At 60.3% G+C, this 22,217-nt stretch carries 22 protein-coding genes and 1 tRNA gene; 11 read left to right on the top strand and 12 right to left on the bottom strand.

Annotation, left to right across the window (positions count from 1 at the left end; all coding sequences use genetic code 11):
* Nucleotides 1-126: 126 nt before the first annotated feature.
* Genes KUW67_RS00400 through hisA form a run of 3 tightly spaced genes read right to left on the bottom strand, consistent with a single transcriptional unit; the run spans nucleotide 127 to nucleotide 1,931 of the window.
* Entirely contained in the window at nucleotides 127-435 is a 309-nt protein-coding gene (locus tag KUW67_RS00400; protein WP_224823289.1) for a phosphoribosyl-ATP diphosphatase, read from the bottom strand.
* Nucleotides 432-1,193 carry an imidazole glycerol phosphate synthase subunit HisF gene (gene hisF / locus KUW67_RS00405; protein ID WP_224823290.1) on the bottom strand — a complete coding sequence of 254 codons (762 nt, stop codon included), beginning with the start codon at nucleotides 1,191-1,193 and terminating at the stop codon, nucleotides 432-434. The genes KUW67_RS00400 and hisF overlap by 4 nt, the downstream gene beginning before the upstream one ends.
* Nucleotides 1,194-1,202: 9 nt before the next feature.
* Complete coding sequence (hisA, locus tag KUW67_RS00410) at nucleotides 1,203-1,931, bottom strand: 1-(5-phosphoribosyl)-5-[(5-phosphoribosylamino)methylideneamino]imidazole-4-carboxamide isomerase (protein ID WP_224823291.1); 729 nt, start codon at nucleotides 1,929-1,931, stop codon at nucleotides 1,203-1,205.
* A 136-nt stretch (nucleotides 1,932-2,067) separates the two neighbouring features.
* Between hisA and KUW67_RS00415 the strand changes: the two genes are divergently transcribed.
* Nucleotides 2,068-2,454, top strand: a complete 387-nt coding sequence (locus KUW67_RS00415) for a DUF2147 domain-containing protein (protein ID WP_224823292.1) — start codon at nucleotides 2,068-2,070, stop codon at nucleotides 2,452-2,454.
* A 1-nt stretch (nucleotide 2,455) separates the two neighbouring features.
* On the opposite strand, the gene hisH is transcribed toward KUW67_RS00415, so the two are convergent.
* Together hisH and hisB are read right to left on the bottom strand one after the other, a co-directional pair.
* Nucleotides 2,456-3,094 (bottom strand): imidazole glycerol phosphate synthase subunit HisH, encoded by a 639-nt coding sequence (gene hisH, locus KUW67_RS00420; protein WP_224823293.1) that lies wholly within the window; start codon nucleotides 3,092-3,094, stop codon nucleotides 2,456-2,458.
* Nucleotides 3,095-3,097: 3 nt separating this feature from the next.
* On the bottom strand, nucleotides 3,098-3,685 hold the full coding sequence (hisB, locus tag KUW67_RS00425) for an imidazoleglycerol-phosphate dehydratase HisB (protein ID WP_224823294.1): 588 nt from the start codon (nucleotides 3,683-3,685) through the stop codon (nucleotides 3,098-3,100).
* A 157-nt stretch (nucleotides 3,686-3,842) separates the two neighbouring features.
* Between hisB and otnK the strand changes: the two genes are divergently transcribed.
* From otnK to KUW67_RS00440, 3 genes are read left to right on the top strand one after another with little or no spacing between them, the layout of a single operon-like run.
* Nucleotides 3,843-5,090 (top strand): 3-oxo-tetronate kinase, encoded by a 1,248-nt coding sequence (gene otnK, locus KUW67_RS00430; protein WP_224823295.1) that lies wholly within the window; start codon nucleotides 3,843-3,845, stop codon nucleotides 5,088-5,090.
* The gene (locus tag KUW67_RS00435; RefSeq protein WP_224823296.1) at nucleotides 5,087-5,749 is read left to right on the top strand and encodes an aldolase; all 663 of its coding nucleotides are present in this window, start codon (nucleotides 5,087-5,089) and stop codon (nucleotides 5,747-5,749) included. Before otnK ends, KUW67_RS00435 begins: the two co-directional genes overlap by 4 nt.
* Before the next feature lie 2 nt (nucleotides 5,750-5,751).
* On the top strand, nucleotides 5,752-6,504 hold the full coding sequence (locus KUW67_RS00440) for a hydroxypyruvate isomerase family protein (protein WP_224823297.1): 753 nt from the start codon (nucleotides 5,752-5,754) through the stop codon (nucleotides 6,502-6,504).
* A gap of 181 nt (nucleotides 6,505-6,685) precedes the next feature.
* On the opposite strand, the gene KUW67_RS00445 is transcribed toward KUW67_RS00440, so the two are convergent.
* From KUW67_RS00445 to KUW67_RS00460, 4 genes are all read right to left on the bottom strand, one after another.
* Nucleotides 6,686-6,760: transfer RNA gene (locus KUW67_RS00445), tRNA-Gly, on the bottom strand.
* Nucleotides 6,761-6,833: 73 nt separating this feature from the next.
* The gene (locus KUW67_RS00450) at nucleotides 6,834-7,220 is read right to left on the bottom strand and encodes an MAPEG family protein (protein WP_224823298.1); all 387 of its coding nucleotides are present in this window, start codon (nucleotides 7,218-7,220) and stop codon (nucleotides 6,834-6,836) included.
* The gene (locus tag KUW67_RS00455) at nucleotides 7,221-10,664 is read right to left on the bottom strand and encodes a pyruvate carboxylase (protein ID WP_224823299.1); all 3,444 of its coding nucleotides are present in this window, start codon (nucleotides 10,662-10,664) and stop codon (nucleotides 7,221-7,223) included.
* Nucleotides 10,665-10,760: 96 nt separating this feature from the next.
* Nucleotides 10,761-11,894 carry an alpha-hydroxy acid oxidase gene (locus KUW67_RS00460; protein WP_224823300.1) on the bottom strand — a complete coding sequence of 378 codons (1,134 nt, stop codon included), beginning with the start codon at nucleotides 11,892-11,894 and terminating at the stop codon, nucleotides 10,761-10,763.
* A gap of 178 nt (nucleotides 11,895-12,072) precedes the next feature.
* Here KUW67_RS00460 and KUW67_RS00465 point away from each other — a divergent pair, with 178 nt between their 5' ends.
* A complete protein-coding gene (locus KUW67_RS00465) occupies nucleotides 12,073-14,613 on the top strand; it encodes an ATP-dependent helicase (RefSeq protein WP_224823301.1) in 2,541 nt (846 codons plus the stop codon).
* Between the two features lie 91 nt (nucleotides 14,614-14,704).
* On the opposite strand, the gene KUW67_RS00470 is transcribed toward KUW67_RS00465, so the two are convergent.
* Nucleotides 14,705-15,301, bottom strand: coding sequence for a LysE family translocator (locus tag KUW67_RS00470; RefSeq protein ID WP_224823302.1), 597 nt, complete (start codon nucleotides 15,299-15,301; stop codon nucleotides 14,705-14,707).
* Nucleotides 15,302-15,374: 73 nt separating this feature from the next.
* On the opposite strand from KUW67_RS00470, the gene KUW67_RS00475 reads away from it, so the two are divergent.
* Complete coding sequence (locus KUW67_RS00475) at nucleotides 15,375-15,827, top strand: Lrp/AsnC family transcriptional regulator (RefSeq protein WP_224823303.1); 453 nt, start codon at nucleotides 15,375-15,377, stop codon at nucleotides 15,825-15,827.
* Here KUW67_RS00475 and KUW67_RS00480 read toward each other — a convergent pair.
* Entirely contained in the window at nucleotides 15,824-16,210 is a 387-nt protein-coding gene (locus tag KUW67_RS00480) for a VOC family protein (protein WP_224823304.1), read from the bottom strand. The genes KUW67_RS00475 and KUW67_RS00480 overlap by 4 nt on opposite strands.
* A 154-nt stretch (nucleotides 16,211-16,364) precedes the next feature.
* Nucleotides 16,365-16,580: a DUF1127 domain-containing protein gene (locus KUW67_RS00485; protein ID WP_224823305.1), complete on the bottom strand. Its 216-nt coding sequence runs from the start codon at nucleotides 16,578-16,580 to the stop codon at nucleotides 16,365-16,367.
* Nucleotides 16,581-16,825: 245 nt separating this feature from the next.
* On the opposite strand from KUW67_RS00485, the gene KUW67_RS00490 reads away from it, so the two are divergent.
* From KUW67_RS00490 to KUW67_RS00510, 5 genes are all read left to right on the top strand, one after another.
* Nucleotides 16,826-17,899, top strand: a complete 1,074-nt coding sequence (locus tag KUW67_RS00490) for an Mrp/NBP35 family ATP-binding protein (RefSeq protein WP_224823306.1) — start codon at nucleotides 16,826-16,828, stop codon at nucleotides 17,897-17,899.
* 663 nt (nucleotides 17,900-18,562) lie between these two features.
* Entirely contained in the window at nucleotides 18,563-19,066 is a 504-nt protein-coding gene (gene mraZ, locus KUW67_RS00495; RefSeq protein ID WP_224823307.1) for a division/cell wall cluster transcriptional repressor MraZ, read from the top strand.
* Nucleotides 19,067-19,069: 3 nt separating this feature from the next.
* On the top strand, nucleotides 19,070-20,053 hold the full coding sequence (gene rsmH / locus KUW67_RS00500; RefSeq protein ID WP_224823308.1) for a 16S rRNA (cytosine(1402)-N(4))-methyltransferase RsmH: 984 nt from the start codon (nucleotides 19,070-19,072) through the stop codon (nucleotides 20,051-20,053).
* A complete protein-coding gene (locus KUW67_RS00505; protein ID WP_224823309.1) occupies nucleotides 20,054-20,419 on the top strand; it encodes a cell division protein FtsL in 366 nt (121 codons plus the stop codon).
* Nucleotides 20,416-22,200 carry a penicillin-binding protein 2 gene (locus tag KUW67_RS00510; RefSeq protein ID WP_224823310.1) on the top strand — a complete coding sequence of 595 codons (1,785 nt, stop codon included), beginning with the start codon at nucleotides 20,416-20,418 and terminating at the stop codon, nucleotides 22,198-22,200. Before KUW67_RS00505 ends, KUW67_RS00510 begins: the two co-directional genes overlap by 4 nt.
* Nucleotides 22,201-22,217: the final 17 nt, after the last annotated feature.

The raw sequence follows: 22,217 nt of genomic DNA on the forward strand, positions 1-22,217 counted from the left end.
GAGCAAAACAGGCACGCCACGAATTAAGCCAGAGCCGTCGCAATCATGCAAGGCGATTGAAGATTTGGCCTTCGCTTTGGCAAAAATATCCCCGCCGGAGGCGAAAATGATAAAAAAGAATGCGCGTCAGCGCGCCGCTTTTTCAGCGACACCTGAGGTGCCCTCACGACGCTCCAGCTCTGCCAGAACATCGGCCAGATCGACGTCGCGTGCGCGCAGCATGACCAGCAGGTGATAGAGCACATCTGCCGCCTCTGCCGTCAGCGCAGCACGGTCACCTTTGACCGCATCGATGATCGCTTCGACCGCTTCTTCCCCGAATTTCTCGGCGCATTTTTCGGGGCCCTTGGACAGCAGCTTGGCCGTCCAGCTGTCCTCACCACCCTCTGCCGCCCGGGCCGCAATCGTGGCGTTCAGCCGTTCCAAAACGCTCATGACAACCTCATCGGAATGCCCGCAGCGGCCATATGTTCCTTGGCCTCGCGGATCGTGTAATCGCCGAAATGAAAGATCGACGCGGCCAGCACCGCACTTGCGCCGCCCTCGGTCACGCCTTCGACCAGATGGTCCAGATTGCCCACACCGCCCGAGGCGATCACCGGCACGCTCACTGCATCCGAAATGGCCCGCGTCAACGGCAGGTTGAAGCCCGCGCGTGTGCCATCGCGGTCCATGGATGTCAGCAAGATCTCTCCCGCGCCCTTGGCCACGACGGTTTTCGCGAACTCAACAGCATCAATGCCGGTTTCGCGCCGCCCGCCATGGGTGAAAATTTCCCACTTGCCGGGGCTGACGGTTTTCGCATCAATCGCCACGACAATGCATTGCGACCCGAACCGGTCGGCTGCTCGCGCCACCACATCGGGGTCCGCCACAGCGGCCGAGTTGAACGAGACTTTATCCGCCCCCGCCAACAGCAAGTCGCGCACATCCTCTGGCGTGCGCACGCCGCCGCCGATGGTCAGCGGCATAAAGCATTGCTCTGCCGTGCGGGTTGCCAGATCAAACATCGTGCCGCGGTTTTCATGCGTGGCGTGAATATCCAGAAAACACAGCTCATCCGCGCCAGCGGCATCATAAGCCTTGGCGCTTTCCACCGGGTCGCCCGCGTCGATCAGATCGACGAAATTGACGCCTTTGACGACGCGCCCATCGGCGACGTCCAGACAGGGAATGATGCGTGTCTTTAACATGAGCGTCTTCTACGCGCTCGGAGCCAGCGCCGCCAAGGCTTCTTTCAGATCCAGCGCGCCGTCATAAAGCGCGCGCCCCGAAATCGCGCCATTCAGGTTTGCCCCGCAGTCGCGCAGCGCCACGATATCGGCCAGTGAGGATACACCGCCCGACGCAATCACCGGAATGGACACAGCCCGCGCCAGCGCCGCCGTCGCTTCGACATTCGGGCCTTGCATCGCCCCGTCGCGGTTAATGTCGGTATAGATGATCGCCGCAATCCCGGCGTCCTCGAACCGGCGCGCCAGATCGGTGACGGTTTGATCCGTCTCCTCAGCCCAGCCGCGTGTCGCGACCATGCCATTGCGGGCATCAAGCCCCACCGCAACCTTGCCCGGAAACGCCGTTGCCGCTTCGCGCACCAGATCGGGGTTTTCCACGGCGACCGTCCCAAGGATCACCCGTGCCAAGCCCTTGTCGATCCAGCGCTCAATCGTCGCCATATCACGAATGCCGCCGCCCAGTTGCGCGGGCACTTTCGTGTGCTCCAAGATCGCCTCGACCGGGGCTGCGTTCACCGGCTCGCCTGCAAAAGCCCCATTGAGATCAACAAGATGCAGCCACTCGCAGCCTGCCTCCACAAAAGCCATCGCTTGCGCGGCGGGATCGTCATTGAATACCGTCGCCTGATCCATCTCGCCTTTGACAAGGCGCACGGCTTGCCCGTCTTTCAGGTCAATCGCAGGGTAAAGGATCATCACAGAGCACTCCAATTTCGCAGTCGCGCACCCTATGGCACGACGCGGCGGCACATGCAAAGCGACCCTACGTTAGACTTGATCGGGCAGGCGGGCTTGCGCTTTCATCGCGCAAAACGTCTAGGGAGGACACCACATGAAACGCATCACCCTCATCGCAGCCGCTTGCCTTCTGGCCGGCGCCGCATCCGCCGATCCTGTTGCCGGCACTTGGAAAACCCAGCCCGGTGATGATGGCGCTTACGGTCATGTTACCGTTGCCCCCTGCGGCAGTGCGATTTGTGGCACTATTGCCAAGGCCTTTAACGCCTCCGGCCAAGAGATCGCCTCCGACAATATCGGCAAGCGGATGATCTGGGACATGAAAGCGAAAGGCGGCGGCAGCTATTCCGGCGGCAGAATCTGGGCTCCGGACCGCGACAAGACTTACAATTCCAAGATGAACCTGTCGGGCAATTCACTGAAGGTCGAAGGCTGCGTTCTGGGCATCTGCCGCGGCCAAACCTGGACCCGCGTGAACTAAGCTACGGTTTCCAAGTCAGGAAATTCGCAATCATCCGGAGACCAGCCTCCTGGCTTTTCTCCGGGTGAAACTGCAGACCGATCATATTCTGCGTGGCCACGATCGCGGTGACATCGCCGCCATAGTCCACATGCGCCAAACGACTTGAGCTTTGCTCGACAACCATATGATAAGAGTGGACAAAGTAGGCGTGATCGCCTGTCTCAACGCCCTCCAGAACCGGATGCTGAGCCTCCAGTACCAAGTTGTTCCACCCCATATGCGGCACTTTCAAAGACGCATCTGACGGCGTGATCTTCACAACCTCGCCCGCAACCCAGCCAAACCCGTCCGTGTCGCGATATTCGCGCCCGACCGTGGCCATCATCTGCATGCCAACGCAAATCCCCATAAAGGGTTTTGCACGCTCCACAGCCCCCTCGCGGATCGCCTCAAACAGCCCGTCCCGCGCCATCAAGGCCTCGCGGCACGCCGGAAACGCCCCATCGCCCGGCAGCACAATCCGGTCCGCACGCGCCACGTCGTCGGGGCGGTCGGTGACAATAACCTCGCCCCCGCCCACTTCCGCCGCCATCCGCTGAAACGCCTTCTCAGCCGAGTGCAAATTGCCGCTGTCGTAGTCAATCAGAACGGTCAGCACCGCTTACAACGCCCCTTTGGTCGACGGGATCGCATCCGCCTTGCGCGGGTCCGTCTCCAACGCATCGCGCAGCGCGCGGGCCACCGCCTTGAACGCCGCCTCTGCGATGTGGTGCGAATTCAGCCCATGCAGCTGATCGACGTGCAGCGTGATCCCGCCATGGGTCGCAAACGCCTGAAAGAACTCGCGCACCAACTCGGTATCAAATGTCCCGATCTTCGCTGTCGGCATCTCGACATTCCACACCAGGAAAGGCCGTGCCGACAGGTCCAGCGCCGCCCGAACCAGCGCATCATCCATCGGCAAAAGACAGGCGCCATAGCGCACGATTCCGCGCTTGTCGCCAAGCGCCTCAGCCAAGGCCTGACCCAAAGCGATGCCCGTATCCTCAACCGTGTGGTGATCATCAATATGCAGATCACCCTTGGCGCGCACGGTCATGTCCATCAACGAATGGCGTGCAAGCTGATCCAGCATATGATCAAAGAACCCGACCCCCGTCTGGTTGTCGTAAGCCCCTGTTCCGTCAAGATTAATCTCAACGGTAATCTGGGTCTCGGCTGTGTTCCGGCTGACGCTCGCTGTCCGCATATCCGCTCTCCTTTGGCGGCCTTATACGCAGCGATCACGCCTCCGAAAACCCGCGATTTTTCCAAGCGGGCCGCGATGTTACCCAATTGCCCGCCTGCAAATCGGGGCTACCCTTCGCGGCCCATCCACGGCAAGGTGCGCGACAGGGAGACAAACCATGACCATCCGCCTGGGCTGCATCGCAGACGACTTCACCGGAGCCACTGACCTGGCCGGTCTTCTTGCCCGGTCCGGCTTGCCCGTCTCTTTGCGCATCGGCACCCCTGAAAAGACCACCGATCTCGCCCCGTTCGAGGTTATCGCGCTGAAAATCCGCACCAACCCGGTGGAGGATGCCGTGGCCCAATCCCTCCAAGCGCTTGACTGGCTCAGGGCAGGGGGGGCTGCGCAAATTTTCTGGAAATACTGTTCCACCTTCGACAGCACGGCGCAGGGCAATATCGGCCCCGTGTCCGAGGCACTGATGGACGCCCTCGGCACCGATCAAACGATCTATTGTCCTGCATTTCCCGAAAATGGCCGCAGTATCTTCATGGGAAACCTCTTTATGGGCGAAGATCCTCTTGCCGAAAGCCCGATGAAGGATCACCCGCTGACCCCCATGCGCGACAGCAATCTCATGCGTCTGCTGGCCCCTCAAGTAAGCAAACCCGTCGGCCTCGCCAATCGCCTGACCGTCGCGGCGGGCGCTCAAGCCCTCCGCGACCGCCTTGCCGATCTCAAGGCCCAAGGCGTCGCCCATGTCATCACCGACGCCGTTGCCAATGACGACCTGCACATCATCGCGGAAGCCTGCCGCGACATGCCACTTCTCACCGGCGGAAGCGCCGTCGCCATGCCGCTCCCCGCGCTTTTCCAACAAGACGGCACGCTTGAGAACGCAGCCCCCTTCAAAGCCCCGCAAATCGACAACACGCCGGTCATTCTCTCCGGCTCCTGTTCGGCCATGACCAACGCCCAGGTCGCTGCTTTCACAGGCGAAAAGCATCGCCTTGATCCGCTGGACATCGCTGAGAATGGCCCACAAGCTGCCATAGAGTGGCTCCTCCAGCAGCCTACTGGCATGCCCAAACTTCTTTACGCCACCGCCGATCCGGCGTCCGTCAAAGCTGCCCAAGCCAAGCTCGGCACCGCCGCCGCAGGCCAGCTCATCGAAGACACCCTCGCGACCCTCGCGCAAGAAGCCCTAAAGACCGGCCACCGCCGCTTCATCGTCGCGGGTGGCGAGACCTCGGGTGCCGTCACCCAAGCCCTACAAGTCTCCCGTCTCGCCATCGGTCCCGAGATTGCCCCCGGTGTCCCTTGGACTTTCGCCGCCAGCGCAGGCCACCCCATCGCGCTGACGCTCAAATCCGGCAATTTCGGCGCGGAAACCTTCTTCCAAGATGCTCTGGAGGCCCTATGACCGCCGACACAAAAGCCGACAACAAGCTGCGCGAGGATATCTGCATCCTCGCCAAATCCATGTTTGATCGGGGCCTGACGATGGGCAGTTCCGGCAATATCTCCGCCCGCATCTCCGATGGCCGCCTGCTCGTCACACCCACCGGTTCCTGTTTCGGGCGCCTTGACCCCGCGCGCCTGTCGGTCCTTGATGGCACAACCCATGTCGAAGGCGACGCCCCCACGAAAGAGGTTCCCCTGCACACAGCCTTCTACGACACGCGCGGCGACAAGACCGGCGCCGTCGTGCACCTGCATTCCTGCCATGCCACAGCCCTCTCCATGCTGCCGGACACCGACCCCGACAACATGCTGCCGCCCATCACCGCCTACGGCATCATGCGGCTCGGAAAGGTCAAACTACTGCCTTACTTCATGCCCGGCGATCCTGCGATGGGGCAGGCCGTGCGCGGCCTCGCAGGCAAGCGCGCTGCAGTCGTTCTGGCCCATCACGGCCCCGTCGTCGCGGGCAAGGATGTGGAGGCCGCCTGCTACGCCATGGAAGAACTGGAAGAGACCGCAAAGCTCACCCTGATGACCCGCGGTCTGTCCCCCAACATGCTAAACCAAGCACAAATCCAAGGGCTTGTCCGCAACTTCAATGTCGAGTGGGAGGACTGAGCATGCCTAAATTCTCCGCCAATCTCGGCTTCCTCTGGACAGAACTGACCCTCCCCGACGCCATCCGCGCGGCCCATAAAGCCGGCTTTGACGCTGTTGAATGCCACTGGCCCTACGACACCGATCCCGCTGCGATTGATGCCGCATTGGAGCAGACAGGCTTGACGATGCTGGGCCTGAACACATCGCGCGGTCACGCAGGCGAAAACGGCCTCTCCGCACTGCCGCTGCGCGAAACCGATGCCCGCGCCGCAATTGATGAGGCCATCACCTATGCCCTCCGGATCGGCACACCGAACATCCACGTAATGGCCGGTTTCGCAAAAGGTCCGCAAGCCGAAGCGACCTTCAAAGCGAACTTGCAATATGCCTGCATGCAAGCCGCACCCCACGGCATCACGATCCTGATCGAGCCGCTCAACCACCGTGACGCCCCCGGCTATTTCCTCAGCACCAGCAGTCACGCCAAGACCATCATCGAGGCCGTCGGTCAGCCCAACCTCAAGCTGATGTTCGACTGTTATCATCTGCAAATCATGGAAGGCGACATCACCCGCCGCCTCACCGATCTGATGCCGATCATTGGCCACATCCAGATCGCCTCGGTCCCCGACCGCGCCGAGCCTGACCATGGTGAGCTGGATCACCAGTACCTCTTCGCTCATCTTGACGCGCTGGGTTATGATCGTCCCATTGGTGCCGAATACAAGCCACGAGCCACAACTGATGCGGGCCTCACCTGGCTCCCCCGCTAATCCTTCGCTTTTTCCAAATATCCCGGGGTCTGGGGCAGAGCCCCAGCACGGCGACACACGCAGTGCGGCGCTAAGCCTTTGAAAAACCCGACAGCCGCTCTTGGTGATGTCTTTCAGACATACATCTGCCGAGCAGTACGCATTAAAAAAGCCCCCTCGTTTCCGAGGAGGCCTTTTTAATTGGAGCGGGCGAGGCGATTCGAACGCCCGACCCTAACCTTGGCAAGGTTATGCTCTACCCCTGAGCTACGCCCGCTTCCTTGGGTAGGGCGGATTTATAAACTGCAGCCCGTGCCTGCAAGGGAAAAATTCAGCGAAACGGAAAAAAGTCACACCAAGGCATGCGCGATCAGGCCAATGGCGCTCAAAGCGATCATGCCCGTGGTCAGCAACACGCCAGCCACGCGCAAGTTCATCACAGGCGGGCTTGCAGAAAACCCATAAGCATGAGCAACGCGACCCAAAAGCAGCGTGATCCCCAAACCATGCACGACCCATCCGGGCGCGCCTTGGGCCTCTACCAAAGCCAGCAAGATCAGCCCGATCGGTGCATACTCCGCGCAATTGGCCTGCGCGCGTATGCGTTTCAGCAGGCTCTTGTCGCCCGCATCGCCGAGCCCGATCTGATTGCTCCGCCGATACCCGATCACGCGAAACGAAAGCACCAGGAAGACCAGCGCAATCAGTCCCGCATAAAGAGCCGTGATCCCCAACATTTACTCGAACTCCACCAGCAAGTCCTTGGCGTCGATCTGCCCACCGGCCTGCACATGCACCGCCTTCACGACCGCATCACGCTCGGCATGAATGCCCGTCTCCATCTTCATCGCTTCAATCGTCAGCAGCAGATCGCCTTCCTTGACCTCCATGCCAACCATCGCCGCGACAGAGGCCACAACCCCCGGCATCGGCGCGCCGATATGGTTCGGGTCACCCTCAATCGCCTTGGGCCGCGCCGCCGTTGTCGCCTTGACCATCCGGTTCGGCACACGGATCACCCGCGGCTGACCGTTCAGCTCAAAGAAACACTTCACATCACCGTCTTCATTGGTCTCGCCAATGGCTTGCAGGCGAATTTCCAGCGTCTTGCCGGGATCAATCTCGGCTGTGATCTCTTCGCCGGGCGTCATCCCGTAAAAGAACGTCAATGTTGGCAACGTCCGTACCGGTCCGTAGGTCCGATGGCGCCCCATGTAATCCAGAAACACCTTCGGATACATCAGATACCCGTTCAGATCCTCGTCATCGACAGGCTTGCCATCCAGCTCCTTTTGCACCTTGGCGCGGATCTTCTTCAAATCCACCGGCTCCAGATGCTTGCCCGGACGCTCCGTATCCGGCTTCTCGCCTTTCAGCACCTTCGACACGATCCCCTTCGGAAACCCGCCCGGAGGCTGGCCCAGATTACCGCGCATCATGTCCACGACGCTGTCGGGGAAGGCCACATCCGTCTTCGGGTCCTCCACCTGACCGCGTGTCAAACCCTGAGACACCATCATCAAAGCCATATCGCCCACGACCTTGGACGAAGGTGTCACCTTCACGATATCGCCGAACATCTGGTTCACATCCGCATAGGTCTGTGCGACCTCGTGCCAACGATCTTCCAACCCCAGACTACGGGCCTGAGCTTTCAAATTCGTAAACTGCCCACCGGGCATCTCGTGCAGATAAACTTCGGAGGAGGGGGCCTGCTGCCCCGTCTCAAACGCCGCATATTGTGCGCGCACGGCCTCCCAATAATCGCTGATCTGACGCACTGCGCCCGGATCAATCCCGGTATCGCGCTCTGTATGGCGCAGAGATTCCACAACCGTGCCCAGCGTCGCCTGGGACGTATTCCCCGACAGCGCATCCATCGCGCAATCCACCGCATCCACACCCGCTTCCGAGGCCGCAAGGATCGTCCCACACGCCACGCCAGCCGTGTCATGGGTGTGGAAGTGGATCGGTAAACCGACCTCTTCTTTCAACGCCTTAACCAGAACCGAGGCCGTCGCCGGTTTCATCAAACCGGCCATGTCCTTGAGGCCCAGCACATGCGCGCCGGCCTTCTTCAACTCCTTGGCCATGCCGACATAGTATTTCAGGTCATACTTGGCCCGCGCGGGGTCCAGCATGTCGCCTGTGTAGCAAATCGTGCCTTCGCAGACCTTGCCCGCGTCAATCACCGCATCCATCGCAACGCGCATATTCTCGACCCAGTTCAGGCTGTCGAAGACGCGGAATACATCGACACCGGTCTCGGCGGCCTGTTTGACGAAAAACTGCACGACGTTGTCCGGGTAGTTCGTATATCCAACCCCGTTCGAGGCGCGCAAAAGCATCTGCGTCATGACATTCGGCATCGCCGCACGGATATCACGCAGCCGTTGCCACGGGCATTCCTGCAAGAAACGATACGCCACATCAAACGTGGCACCACCCCAGCATTCGACGCTGAAAAGCTGCGGGATATTCGCCGCATAGCTCGGTGCAACCCGGATCATATCAATCGACCGCATCCGCGTCGCCAGAAGCGACTGATGCCCGTCGCGCATCGTCGTATCCGTAATCAGCAACTGCTTCTGCGCGGCCATCCAGTCCGCGACGGCCTGCGGCCCCTCGGCCTCCAACAACGTGCGCGTGCCGGGGGCGGGGTTTTCCACATACGACACAGGCGGTTTCGGCGCTTTCGCCTCGGCCGATGGCATGGCCCGCCCTTCGGTCTCGGGATGCCCGTTCACCGAGATATCCGCGATATAGGTCAGGATTTTCGTCGCCCGGTCGCGCCGCTTCTTGAACTGGAACAGGTCCGGCGTCTCGTCGATGAATTTCGTGGTGTATTCATTGTTAAGGAAAGTCGGGTGCTTCAACAGGTTCTCGACAAAGGCGATATTGGTGCTGACCCCGCGAATACGGAACTCCCGCAAGGCCCGGTCCATCCGCGCAATCGCGGCCTCTGGGGTTGGAGCCCAAGCCGTCACCTTCTCCAAAAGCGAGTCGTAATACCGCGTAATCACAGCGCCTGAATAAGCCGTGCCGCCATCCAGACGAATGCCCATGCCGGTAGCACCCCGATACGCCGTGATCCGGCCATAATCGGGGATGAAGTTGTTCAGCGGGTCTTCGGTTGTGACCCGACACTGGATCGCATGCCCGTCCAGCTTCACATCATATTGCGAGGCCGTGCCGGTGGCATTCACCAGCGATTTGCCCTCGGCAATCAGGATCTGCGCGCGCACGATATCAATGCCCGTGACTTCCTCGGTCACCGTATGCTCGACCTGCACACGTGGGTTCACCTCGATGAAGTAAAACTCGCCCGAGTTCATATCCATCAGGAACTCGACCGTGCCCGCACACTCATAATTCACATGCTGGCAAATCTTCTTGCCCAGATTACAAATCTGCTCGCGCTGGGTGCCGCTCAGATACGGGGCAGGGGCGCGTTCCACGACTTTCTGGTTGCGCCGCTGGACCGAGCAATCGCGCTCGTAAAGATGGTAAATATTGCCCTCTTTATCGCCCAGAATCTGCACTTCCACGTGCCGGGCACGGGTGATCATCTTTTCCAGATAGCCCTCGCCATTGCCGAACGCGGCCTCGGCCTCGCGACGGCCCTCAAGGACCTTCTCTTCCAACTCGTCTTCGTTGAAAATCGGACGCATCCCGCGCCCACCGCCACCCCAGGACGCTTTCAGCATCAGCGGATAGCCGACCTCGGCGGCCTCTTTCTTGATGGCGTCCATGTCGTCGCCCAGAACTTCCGTGGCCGGGATCACTGGAACACCCGCCTCGATTGCCACGCGTCGTGCAGAGGCCTTATCGCCAAGCGCGCGCATCGTCTCGGCCTTCGGGCCGATAAACGCGATGCCATTCTCGACGCAGGCATCCACAAAATCGGGGTTCTCCGACAACAAGCCATAACCCGGATGGATCGCATCCGCCCCACATTGCTTGGCCACACGGATGATCTCGTCGATGCTCAGATAGGCCGCGACCGGCCCCAGACCCTCGCCAATCCGGTAGGCCTCATCAGCCTTGAACCGGTGCAGGCTCAGCTTGTCTTCTTCGGCGTAGACGGCAACGGTGCGTTTCCCCAGTTCATTGGCAGCCCGCATGATGCGGATGGCGATCTCCCCACGGTTGGCGATGAGGATTTTCTTGAACTCGGGCATGGCAGGTTCCCTGACTTAAGTACGATTGCCGCACCGTCTATGACGTTTGGGCAGCCTGAGCAACGCGTAGAAGTGGGTAGACCCCGTGGTTTAGCGCTAAACCAGAGCTTGCCCGCGCAGATCAGCAAGGCGTTGCGCACCGATCTGCTGCATGTTCGCGATCAGGTCTTTCTCGAAAATCTCGGCCACATGGGCCAACCCTTTCGCCCCGAACGCCGCCAGTCCGTAATGCCAGGCCCGCCCCAGCATGACAAAATCCGCGCCCAAGGCCAGCGCCCGCATCACGTCCAGCCCGCCTTCGACCCCACTGTCGAAAATCACCGGCAGGTCAGTCGCCGCGCGCACCCCCGGCAAAGCTTCAATCGTCGCCGGAGCCGCATCAAACTGCCGCCCCGCATGGTTCGACACCCACACCGCATCAACGCCAACCCCCGCCATCTTTGCCGCATCCTCGGCCCGCAAAATACCTTTCACAACCAAAGGCCCGTCCCACGCCTCCCGCAACGCCTGCAAATACGCCCAATCCGGAGAGGTCCGCAGCAGATACCCCGCATGCGCATTTGACGGCAGCAACCCACCGGGCTTCATGTAACTGTCGATAAACCGCAGCCGCGGCATCCCGTGGCGCAGCGTCCCCACGCTCCACGCCGGGCACATTGCCGCCTGCGCAATCATCTTGCCCCGCAGCACCGGAGGCTGCACCAGCCCGCCCCGCGTTTGCCGCTCCCTGCGCGACGGCCCCGGCACATCGACCGTTAGAATGAGCGTATGAAACCCCGCATCCTTGGCACGCCGCAGCATGTCATCGCGGATCTCCGGCTCCGCAGGTGGATAGAGCTGAAACCACCCCTGATCCCCCGCACATGGCCCCACATATTCAGGCGTCTGGCTGGCCACCGTCGACATCCCATACGGCAAGCCCGCTTCCGCCGCATACCGCGCCAGCAACCGCTCCGCATCCGGCCAGATCAAACCCGACATGCCGACGGGCGAAATCCCGATCGGCACGGCATAGTCGCGCCCCATCAGGCTGCATGACAAATCCGGAGCCACCGGCCCCTGCAACACAGCTGGTTCAAACAGCACCCGGTCCAATGCCGTGCGATTGCGCGCCAATGTCCGCTCATTGCCTGTGGCACTGTCCAGATATTCCCAGACAAAATGTGGAATACGTCGCCGCGCGCGGGCTTTGACGTCAGACAGGGCAGGGTAGTGTGAGTGCAGATCCATAGGCTTGAATTACCGCGCAATCGGCTGATCCCAAAGCGTTTTTACGCGGATAGCCTCCATCGACCTTACGGCGATTGCAGGCAATCCCCTATCGGTGGGCATTTGCTATGCAATTGCCCTGGAACAGACCGCGAACACCCTCTTTCCCTCGCACCCAAACCGCGCTACCTTCCCTTGCATGAGCACTTTCGACGAAAACGACGCCTTCGAGGCCGCCGTCCCGCTATCCCAACGCGCCATGCAAGCGCGCGGCGCGCCCTATCTCGAAGACCTCAACCCCGCCCAACGCGAAGCGGTCGAGAAACTCGATGGCCCCGTCCTCATGCTCGCGGGCGCAGGCACCGGCAAGACCAAAGCGCTCACCACCCGCATCGCGCATCTGCTGATGACCGGCACCGCGCGGCCCAACGAAATCCTCGCCGTGACCTTCACCAACAAGGCCGCGCGCGAGATGAAACTCCGCGTCGCCCGCACGCTCAATCAGGACATCGAAGGCATGCCCTGGCTCGGCACTTTCCACGCGATCTGTGTGAAACTGCTGCGCCGTCATGCGGAATTGATCCCCGTAGACGGGTCGGTCGTTTCGTATACTCAAAGCGGTGACGGTGACGGTGGCGGTGAGGCCGAGGTTGAGGAATTAATTGACGATGAGCCATTGAGTGCACAGGAAGAGTTGGGCCCCCCGCTCAGAACTCCTACCTCAGAGACTGCGACGCCAAGCTATACTGTTGTTAGACGCGCGTCTCCGCATCTCAAATCCAACTTCACAATCCTCGATACTGACGACCAGATCAGGCTCCTGAAACAACTCCTTGCGGCCGCTAACATCGACGACAAACGCTGGCCCGCAAGGATGCTTGCGGGCATCATCGACGGCTGGAAAAACCGCGCCTGGACGCCCGAAAACGTCCCCGCCGCCGAAAGCAATGCGTTCGACGGCAAAGCTGTTGAGCTATACGCGCAGTATCAAGCGCGCTTGATCCAGCTAAACGCATGTGATTTCGGAGACCTGCTGCTCCACATGGTGACGATCTTCCAGCAAAATCAGGACGTTCTCGACCAATACCGCCGCTGGTTCCGCTACATCCTCGTGGACGAATACCAGGATACCAACGTCGCCCAATACCTCTGGCTGCGCCTGCTCGCTGATAGTCACAAGAACATCTGCTGCGTCGGTGATGATGACCAATCCATCTACGGATGGCGCGGGGCTGAGGTCGGCAACATCCTGCGGTTTGAAAAAGATTTCCCCGGCGCCCATGTCGTCCGCCTTGAGCAAAATTACCGCTCCACCCCTCACATCCTCGCCGCCGCCTCCGGCGTGATCGCCGCCAACAAGGGTCGCCTCGGCAAGACCCTCTGGACCGCCGAGGAACACGGCGAAAAGGTCCGCCTGATCGGTCATTGGGACGGGGATGAGGAAGCCCGCTGGGTCGGTGACGAGATTGAGGCGATGCAATCGGGTACCCGCGGCCTTGACCCCTACAACCTCGACCAAATCGCCATTCTCGTCCGCGCCTCCCACCAGATGCGCGCCTTTGAAGACCGCTTCCTGACCATCGGCCTGCCCTACCGCGTCATCGGCGGCCCGCGCTTTTACGAACGGATGGAGATCCGCGACGCGATGGCTTACTTCCGCCTCGCCGTTTCCCCCGCCGACGACCTTGCGTTCGAGCGGATCGTGAACACGCCCAAGCGGGGCCTCGGCGACAAAGCCCAGCAGAAAATCCAGATGATGGCGCGCTCCAACGGGGTGTCGCTGCACGAAGGCGCGCGCCTTCTGGTCGCCACGAAGGGCTTGGGCGGCAAGGGCGGCACCGAACTGGCCAAACTCGTCGACGGCATCGACCGCTGGGCCGCCATGGTCCGCGATGAAAAGCAAAGCCATATTGAAACCGCCGAGATCATCCTCGACGACAGCGGCTACACGGGCCATTGGCAAAACGACAAAACCCCCGAAGCGCCCGGACGCCTTGAAAACCTCAAGGAACTCGTCAAAGCGCTCGAAGGGTTCGAGAACCTGCAAGGCTTCCTCGAACATGTCAGCCTGATCATGGACAACGAATCCGACGCCGAAGAGCCAAAGGTCTCCATCATGACGCTCCATGCCGCCAAGGGTCTCGAATTTCCCGCTGTGTTCCTACCCGGCTGGGAAGACGGCCTCTTCCCGTCCCAACGCTCCATGGATGAATCCGGCCTCAAGGGCTTGGAAGAAGAACGCCGCCTCGCCTATGTCGGCATCACCCGCGCCGAAGAGGTTTGCACGATTTCCTTCGCCGCCAACCGCCGCGTTTATGGCCAATGGCAAAGCTCGATCCCCTCGCGTTTCATCGACGAATTGCCCGAAGAACACGTCGATGTCCTCACGCCCCCCGGCCTCTACGGTGGGGGCTACGGCGCAGCTGCCCCGGCCTCCGCCATGGACCAAGCCGTGTCTGAGGCCAACGTCTACAACTCCCCCGGCTGGCGCCGCTTGCAGCAACGCGCAGGTCAGCGCGGCATGTCTCAACCCGCTGAGTCCAAGAACATCGTTATCGACGCCACCGCCGTCAGCGCCCACACCGCGGGCGACCGGGTGTTCCACACCAAATTCGGCTACGGCACGATCATGGGGCTCGAAGGCGACAAGCTGGATATCGAGTTCGACAAGGCGGGCAGCAAAAAGGTCGTCGCGAAGTTTGTCGTGGCCGCCGATATGGCCGATGATGTGCCGTTCTAGGCGGCGGGCATCGCCAGGAAGTGTATGTACAGGTGCCATACCCAAGCCATACGCAAACCAGACCCGAACCATACAGCGTGTCGGGCTGGTTTCAGGGCCATAAAATCGGCCACAGCGACGCCACCAAAAGCACCGCCATCGTGATATTGAACACCCGCAATTTGCGCGGGTCATCCAGCACACGGCGCAATTGCTGGCCCATCCAAGCCCACAGACCCACCGACGGCAAATTGATTGCGCCAAAGACGACGCCCACCAGAAAAATCCCCCAAAATCCGGCACTGGGCACCGCGTAGACGCTGATTGCGGTCAAAGCCATCGTCCACGCTTTCGGGTTCACCCATTGAAAGGCCGCCGCTTGGAAAAACGTCATCGGCGTGCCCGTCGGCTCTTTCGCATCCGGTGCGGCGGCGGTGGCGATTTTCCACGCCAGATATAGCAGGTAGCCGACCGAGACGATCTTCAAGACTGTGTAACTCACTGGGAATGCGTCAAAAATCTGGATCAGCCCAACGCCCACCAGGACGACCATAAAGACGAATCCCAAAGCCACGCCCAGCATATGCGGCAGAGTGCGCCACACCCCGTAATTCGCGCCAGACGCCATCAGCATCAGGTTGTTTGGCCCCGGTGTGATCGAACTGACAAAGGCGAAGGCGGCGAGGGCGGTGAGAAGATCATAAGTCATACGCGCAATTTTATGGCGTCATACGTGCAATGAAATTGCAAAGCTCATAGCTTTTGCGATAATATCGCAATATATGGCGAAAATAGATGATATAACCGACCGAATATTGCACGAGCTGTCCCGTGATGGGCGGCTCAGCAATATTGAGCTCGCCGACCGCGTTGGGCTGTCGCCCTCTGCCTGCTTGCGCCGCGTGCAAGAGCTTGAAAAGACGGGCCTTATCAAAGGCTACCGCGCTATCCTCGATCGCGATCAGTTGGGGCAGGGCTTCACGGTTTATGTGATGGTCGGCCTCTCGGACCACTCCAAAGCCTCGCAAGAGCGTTTCGAATCCGCGATGCGCACCGCCCCAGAGGTCACGGAATGCCATAACGTGTCCGGCGTGTTTGAATACCTGTTGCGGGTCGAGGTGCCTGATCTGGCATCCTACAAGACCTTCCATACGGACAAGCTGGGCCAAGTCCCCAACGTCAACGCGATCAACAGTTACATGGTGATGGGCTCGCCCAAGAACATGCGCGGCTAACCCCAGCTTGGTGGCTCGGTGGAGGGGGCGTAGCTGCCAAAGCTCCATTCATGTCCTTCGGGATCTTTCGCGCGGTAGCGCCATGTGCCCCATTCGGTTTGCTCGGGTGGATAGACAATCTGTGCCCCGGCTGCCTTTGCCGTATCGAAATGCGCCTGCACATCCTCAACGACAAGGTAAATGCCCGGCGATCCTTTCGCCATATCGGCTGTCCCCATCATGATGACCCCATTGCCAAAGCGCATTTCGGCATGTTGGAGCACACCATTCTCGTCGTCATAGCTTTGCACGACAGACAGACCAAAAGCCTTTGTGAGAAAGGCCATCGCGGCTTTGCCGTCGGCATAGCTCAGATAAGGAACAATGGATGGGGTGTGGGACATGATGCAAACTCCGGGTCAGGATGGACCCAGTCTAGCACATGAATTGTCACGGCAAAAAAAAGGCGGCGACACCAGGGAGGAGGAGAGGTGCCGCCGCTAATTTTCAGACGTCCCAGGGAGGAGGAGAGGAACGCCTGATCTCGAAATTTCGGGCCTACGCGTCGTAGGCAGCTTCCATCGCAACGCGCTTGAGCATCGACCGGCTCAAGCCCAGGTCGTTCAATTCGCGGTTGGACAGGGTGCGCAGCTCAGTCAGAGTGCGACGGTAAGTGCGATATGCAGCGTAGCGGGAGGCCAGCGAGGACCAAAGCGCTTTGGATTTTTCGACGTGGCTATCGGAGCCAACTGATGTGTGCGTGACGTATGCCATTGTTTCGCCTTTGATTTCGTGCTCGGTTGCGCAAGTGTTTCTAGCGCCGTTGGGTTAAATATGGGTGAATGCTGCAGTTGCACAATGCCTGAATGATGCAAACCTGATATGCACGGGACGCATGGGACAATGCTGGGCGAAATCCAGGGCTGTTGCCTCATTTGCGGGCGGCTTATGTATTAAAGAGCGTCATCACTCGGAATAGAGCGGTTGCGAATGAGGCGGAATGCGTAAAGGGCGTGCAGATGGCGATAACACGAGATCAGATCGAAACAGCACTCGGCAAGATCGCGCTGCCTCAAGGCGGCACATTGGTCTCTCAAGACATGGTTCGCGCGCTGACAATTGACGGCGGCACGGTGAGATTCGTGCTCGAAGCACCGTCACCAGAGATCGCCCAGAAGATGGAGCCGATCCGCGCCGCCGCCGAACAGATGGTCGCCGCCTTGCCCGGCGTCGATCAGGTTTCCGTCGCGCTGACCGCTCATGGGCCTGCGCCGAAAGCGCCCGAGCCACCGTCGCTGAAGATCGGCGGCCATCCCAAGCCGCAAGAGGGGCCTTTGAAGGTGCCGGGCGTGGATCGCATCCTTGCTGTCGCCTCTGGCAAAGGCGGTGTCGGCAAATCCACCGTTTCCTCGAACCTCGCCGTGGCGCTGGCCCGTCAAGGGCGCCGGGTCGGACTGCTGGACGCCGATATCTACGGCCCCAGCCAGCCACGCATGATGGGGACGAGCAAACGCCCTGCCTCTCCAGATGGCAAAACGATCATCCCGCTAGAGGCCCATGGCGTGACCTTCATGTCCATCGGTCTGATGGTTGACGCGGCCAAGGCCGTTGTCTGGCGCGGCCCGATGCTGATGGGCGCGTTGCAGCAGATGCTGGGGCAGGTGCAGTGGGGTGATCTCGATGTGCTGATCGTTGATCTGCCACCCGGAACGGGCGATGTGCAACTGACGCTCTGCACCAAGGCTGAACTGACGGGCGCGCTTGTGGTCTCCACGCCGCAGGATGTGGCGCTTCTGGACGCGCGCAAAGCGCTCGACATGTTCAATACTCTGAAAACGCCTGTTCTGGGGTTGATCGAAAATATGTCCGGCTATGTCTGCGAAAAATGCGGGCATGAGGCACATATTTTCGGGCAAGGCGGGGTCGAGGCCGAAGCGGCTGCATTGGGTCTGCCGTTCCTTGGCGCGCTGCCCATTGATCTGGAGACCCGCGTGGCCGGAGACAGCGGCACACCGATTGCAGTGGGCGACGGTGTCGTGGCGCAAGCCTACAGCGCGCTGGCCCGTCGTCTGGTCGATGGCGGGATGGCCTGATCCGGCAGCGTCCACCTCCGGCGGACATTTCCTTTTCTGATGTGGTGTGTTTGAGCACTGGGATCGCCATGGGAATTCATGGGTCTGCTTTGGGCTGGGCTGGTCAAAGCGCCGAATCGAAGCAAGCCATGGTCTTCGATTTTGGTGGATTTGCTCAGATTTTGCGACTAGATCGGCCTCAGAATTGAGGTAATATCAATTTTTCTGGGAAAAGATGGGAAAATTCTGAGCGTCCTTAATTTCACTATATATTGTGCCTTGATAGACTATAAATACATAATGAGGGTCTCAGTAAGCAATTTTCATACTATATCTTGTTTTTCAGCACCCTCTGAAATATGATCTTGTTGCTCTTAGGTCAATTTTTTCATTGATTACCATGAAATCCCATGTCATCCCTTATGTATCGGATGAGGGACGGGCTTCAGGGGCAGATCAAGAACCCCGAACAAAAAGCACCAAGTCAGGTTTCATACAGGCACCCGCTTTCACCGAACAAAGAGATCCGGCGCGCGAGCGAGCAGACATCCCCCCAGGTGGCGCGCGCAGTCGGACATCCCGCAAGGGAAACGGGCGGCGGATTGGGCAGTGGCAGCAGCTCAATCCGCCGTTCCCATTTCAAGCCCCCGGTTTTCGGGGCAGGCATAGAAGGGCTACGGGACAGTGGTTCGCAGGTTCAGAGGCGAGTTCGACCAGAAGGTCGATGGAAAGGGGCGGGTGTCTATCCCGGCCTCTTTTCGCCGTGTTCTGGAGGCGGGCGATCCGCAATTCACCCAAGGTCTGAGCCCTGAACTGGTGATCGTCTATGGCGATCACCGCCGCAAATATCTTGAATGCTACACGATGGATGCCATCGCCGAGGTGGACGACAAGATCGACGCGCTTCCCCGTGGTTCGATGGAGCGTAAGATGCTTCAGCGTCTGTTCCATGGCCAGTCCTTCCCAACCAGCGTTGACGAGACCGGCCGCATCGTGCTGCCCGCCAAACTGCGCAACAAGATCGAACTGGATGACGCGGCTTTCTTCATCGCTGCAGGCGACACGTTTCAGATTTGGAAGCCGGACACCTATCAAAGCGAAGAAGCCGCGCGCACCGACGAGTGGCTTGATGATTTACCCGAGGATTTCGACCCGCTGATCTATCTGGATCAAGCGAAGGAGGGTTGAGCGATGGCAGCCAGCGCCGCCATCACACCGCCTGCGCCTCATATCCCTGTCTTATTGCGCCCGCTTTTGCGCGCCGTCGCGCCAGTGACCGGCGTTTGGCTGGACGGTACATTCGGGGCCGGGGGCTATACCCGGGCGCTTTTGGCTGCGGGGGCGGACAAGGTGATCGCGGTGGATCGCGACCCGTCGGTCTTCAAGATGGCCGAAAGCTGGGCCGCGCCCTATGGTGACCGGCTTGAGATGGTCGAGGGCACGTTTTCGCATTTGGACAAATACGGTGCCGATCTGGACGGCGTTGTTCTGGATATCGGCGTCAGCTCCATGCAGCTTGATCAGGCAGAGCGGGGCTTTTCCTTCATGAAGGACGGCCCGCTGGATATGCGGATGAGCGCGCAAGGCATGACCGCGGCCGATCTGGTGAACGAGGCCGATGAGGTCACGCTGGCCGACATTCTGTATACCTACGGCGAAGAGCGCGCCTCGCGCCGGATTGCGAAAGCCATCGTCGCGGCGCGCCCGATCACGCGCACACTAGAATTGGCCAAGATCATCGAAGGGTGCCTGCCGCGCCCCAAGCCGGGCCAAAGCCACCCCGCGACCCGCAGCTTTCAGGCGCTGCGCATTGCGGTGAACGACGAATACGGCGAACTGGCTGATGGGTTGGAGGCCGCAGAACGCGCGCTCAAGCCTGGCGGCAAACTGGCCGTGGTCAGCTTTCATTCGGTCGAGGACCGGATGGTCAAGCGCTTCATTCAGGCGCGTTCCGGCACTGGCGGTCGGGTGAACCGCTATGCGCCCGAGCCGGAACAGACCAAGGCACAGTTCAGCCCGGTGACACGCAAGGCGGTCGGCCCGGACGATCAGGAACTGCTTGAAAACCCACGTGCCCGGTCGGCGAAACTGCGCATCGCAGAGCGTACGGATGCGCCTGCGGGGGCAGTGGATCGCAAAGCCATTGGAATGCCTTTTTTGTTGGGGGACAGATAGATGCGCGGCTTTCTTTATGTAATTTCAGCACTTGCCGTCGTGGCGCTGGCCTTTTGGGCCTACCAGCAGAACTACGCCACACAACAGGCCCTGCGCGACGTGCGCGGGCTGCAAAACGAGATCGCGACCCAGCGATCCCATTTGGCCGTTCTGCGCGCCGAATGGGCCTATCTCAACCGCCCCGACCGGCTGCGCGATCTGGCCGAGATCAACTTTGACCGGCTGGGTCTTTTGCCCCTGATGCCCGAGCAGTTTGGCCTTGTGGATCAAGTTGCTTACCCGCCCGAGCCGCTACTGCCGATCACCAACCCGGTTGAGACGCGCGCAGGTCCCACCACCGATGACGAAGAGGTTCAGCTGCCATGATTCGCACCCCTTTGCGCCCTCTGGCGCGCGTCCTCAAAGCCCGCCAGACCGGCGAAAACCCCGACGCAATTGAACGCGAGAACATCCGCCTGCGGCACGAGGAAATGCGCGACAAGGCGCGTTTGCGCGCTCAAGGCCGCTTGCTGGTGCTCAGCGTGTTTTTTCTGGGCGCGTTCATGACGGTCGGCGCACGCATGGGCCATCTGGCCGCGTCTGAGCCGATGGAGCCGCAAGCCCGCGCATCCGGCTCGCAAATTCTGGCTCAACGGGCCGACATCGTGGATCGCAACGGGCGCATTCTGGCGACCAATCTGGAAACGCACGCGCTCTATGCGCAGCCCCCCATCATGATCGACAAGGAAAAGGCTGCGCGCGAGTTGGCCGTGATCTTCCCCGATCTTGACGAAAAAGAGCTGCTGGAAGACTTCACCGGCAAGCGCGAGTTCCTCTGGATCAAAAAGAAACTCAGCCCCGAACAGAAGCAGGCCGTCCATGATATCGGCGATCCCGGCCTGCTCTTTGGCACCCGCGAAATGCGCCTGTATCCCAATGGCAGTCTTGCTGCACATATTTTGGGTGGCGCATCTTTTGGGCGCGAAGGCGTACACAGCGCCGAAGTGATCGGTGTTGCCGGTGTCGAAAGTCGTTTTGACGAGTTCCTGCGCGATCCGGTCAATGAAGGCGCACCGCTGGAGCTGTCGATTGACATGACCGTGCAGGCCGCGGCCGAGCGTGTGCTGTCTGGCGGCATGAAGCTGCTCAACGCCAAAGGTGCTGCATCCGTGTTGATGGATGTGCATACGGGCGAGATCATCTCGATGGTCAGCCTGCCTGATTTCGACCCCAACATTCGCCCACGCCCGCCCACCGAAGGGGAGCCGGGCGATAGCCCGATTTTCAACCGCGCGGTGCAGGGTCTTTATGAGCTTGGATCGACTTTCAAGATTTTCACCTCCGCCCAGGCGCTGGAACTGGGCCTGGTCAATCCCGAGACCATGATCGACACCAAGGGGCCGATGGTTGTCGGGCGTCACCGGATTCGCGATTTCCGCAATTACGGACCGGAGTTGAGCGTCACCAATGTGATCGTCAAATCCTCCAATATCGGCACGGCGCATATGGCGCTTGATATCGGGGCCAAGCGGCAGCAGGACTTCCTGCGCAGCCTCGGCTTTTTTGAGCCGACCGCGGTCGAGCTGACCGAAGGCCCCGGCGCACAACCGCTTTTGCCCCGGCAGTGGAAAGATATCTCGACCATGACAATCTCCTACGGTCACGGTCTTTCGGCCAGCCCGCTGCATTTGGCGGCGGCCTATTCGTCGCTTCTGAACGGTGGCACCAAGATCACGCCGACGCTGCTCAAGCGCGTCACGCCGCAAAACGGCCCGCGCATCATCTCGGAACAGACCTCTAAACTGTCGGCCTCCATGTTGCGTCAGGTCGTCACCAAGGGCACAGCCAGCTTTGGTGAAGTGCCGGGCTATCACGTGGGTGGCAAGACCGGCACCGCCGACAAGCCGCTCACCAACGGGCGGGGGTATTATGACGACAAGGTCATTTCGACCTTTGCATCTGTCTTTCCGGCCCATGATCCAAAATATGTTCTGATCGTCGCGCTGGACGAGCCGACAGAAACCTCCGGTCCCAAACCGCGCCGCACGGCAGGGTGGACGGCTGTTCCAGTTGCCTCGGAAATGACGCGCCGCATGGCCCCGCTTTTGGGGCTCAGACCAGAGATTGCACCCGCAGCACCGGCTAAGGTAACACTGACCTCGAACTGACGCGTGAACCGGGGGCC

The sequence above is a fragment of the Cognatishimia sp. MH4019 genome, assembly GCF_020177595.1.
Lineage (GTDB): Bacteria > Pseudomonadota > Alphaproteobacteria > Rhodobacterales > Rhodobacteraceae > JAHTBL01.

Excerpts from the sequence above, each read along its gene's own strand:
- KUW67_RS00400 (WP_224823289.1), bottom strand. The coding sequence starts at position 435 with ATGAGCGTTTTGGAACGGCTGAACGCCACGATTGCGGCCCGGGCGGCA.
- hisB (WP_224823294.1), bottom strand. The coding sequence starts at position 3,685 with ATGCGGACAGCGAGCGTCAGCCGGAACACAGCCGAGACCCAGATTACC.
- KUW67_RS00450 (WP_224823298.1), bottom strand. The coding sequence starts at position 7,220 with ATGTTGGGGATCACGGCTCTTTATGCGGGACTGATTGCGCTGGTCTTC.
- otnK (WP_224823295.1), top strand. The coding sequence starts at position 3,843 with ATGACCATCCGCCTGGGCTGCATCGCAGACGACTTCACCGGAGCCACT.
- KUW67_RS00470 (WP_224823302.1), bottom strand. The coding sequence starts at position 15,301 with ATGACTTATGATCTTCTCACCGCCCTCGCCGCCTTCGCCTTTGTCAGT.
- KUW67_RS00475 (WP_224823303.1), top strand. The coding sequence starts at position 15,375 with ATGGCGAAAATAGATGATATAACCGACCGAATATTGCACGAGCTGTCC.
- KUW67_RS00460 (WP_224823300.1), bottom strand. The coding sequence starts at position 11,894 with ATGGATCTGCACTCACACTACCCTGCCCTGTCTGACGTCAAAGCCCGC.
- KUW67_RS00485 (WP_224823305.1), bottom strand. The coding sequence starts at position 16,580 with ATGGCATACGTCACGCACACATCAGTTGGCTCCGATAGCCACGTCGAA.
- KUW67_RS00510 (WP_224823310.1), top strand. The coding sequence starts at position 20,416 with ATGATTCGCACCCCTTTGCGCCCTCTGGCGCGCGTCCTCAAAGCCCGC.
- KUW67_RS00415 (WP_224823292.1), top strand. The coding sequence starts at position 2,068 with ATGAAACGCATCACCCTCATCGCAGCCGCTTGCCTTCTGGCCGGCGCC.
- KUW67_RS00480 (WP_224823304.1), bottom strand. The coding sequence starts at position 16,210 with ATGTCCCACACCCCATCCATTGTTCCTTATCTGAGCTATGCCGACGGC.
- rsmH (WP_224823308.1), top strand. The coding sequence starts at position 19,070 with ATGGCAGCCAGCGCCGCCATCACACCGCCTGCGCCTCATATCCCTGTC.
- KUW67_RS00435 (WP_224823296.1), top strand. The coding sequence starts at position 5,087 with ATGACCGCCGACACAAAAGCCGACAACAAGCTGCGCGAGGATATCTGC.
- KUW67_RS00465 (WP_224823301.1), top strand. The coding sequence starts at position 12,073 with ATGAGCACTTTCGACGAAAACGACGCCTTCGAGGCCGCCGTCCCGCTA.
- KUW67_RS00490 (WP_224823306.1), top strand. The coding sequence starts at position 16,826 with ATGGCGATAACACGAGATCAGATCGAAACAGCACTCGGCAAGATCGCG.
- hisF (WP_224823290.1), bottom strand. The coding sequence starts at position 1,193 with ATGTTAAAGACACGCATCATTCCCTGTCTGGACGTCGCCGATGGGCGC.
- KUW67_RS00440 (WP_224823297.1), top strand. The coding sequence starts at position 5,752 with ATGCCTAAATTCTCCGCCAATCTCGGCTTCCTCTGGACAGAACTGACC.
- KUW67_RS00505 (WP_224823309.1), top strand. The coding sequence starts at position 20,054 with ATGCGCGGCTTTCTTTATGTAATTTCAGCACTTGCCGTCGTGGCGCTG.
- hisA (WP_224823291.1), bottom strand. The coding sequence starts at position 1,931 with ATGATCCTTTACCCTGCGATTGACCTGAAAGACGGGCAAGCCGTGCGC.
- KUW67_RS00455 (WP_224823299.1), bottom strand. The coding sequence starts at position 10,664 with ATGCCCGAGTTCAAGAAAATCCTCATCGCCAACCGTGGGGAGATCGCC.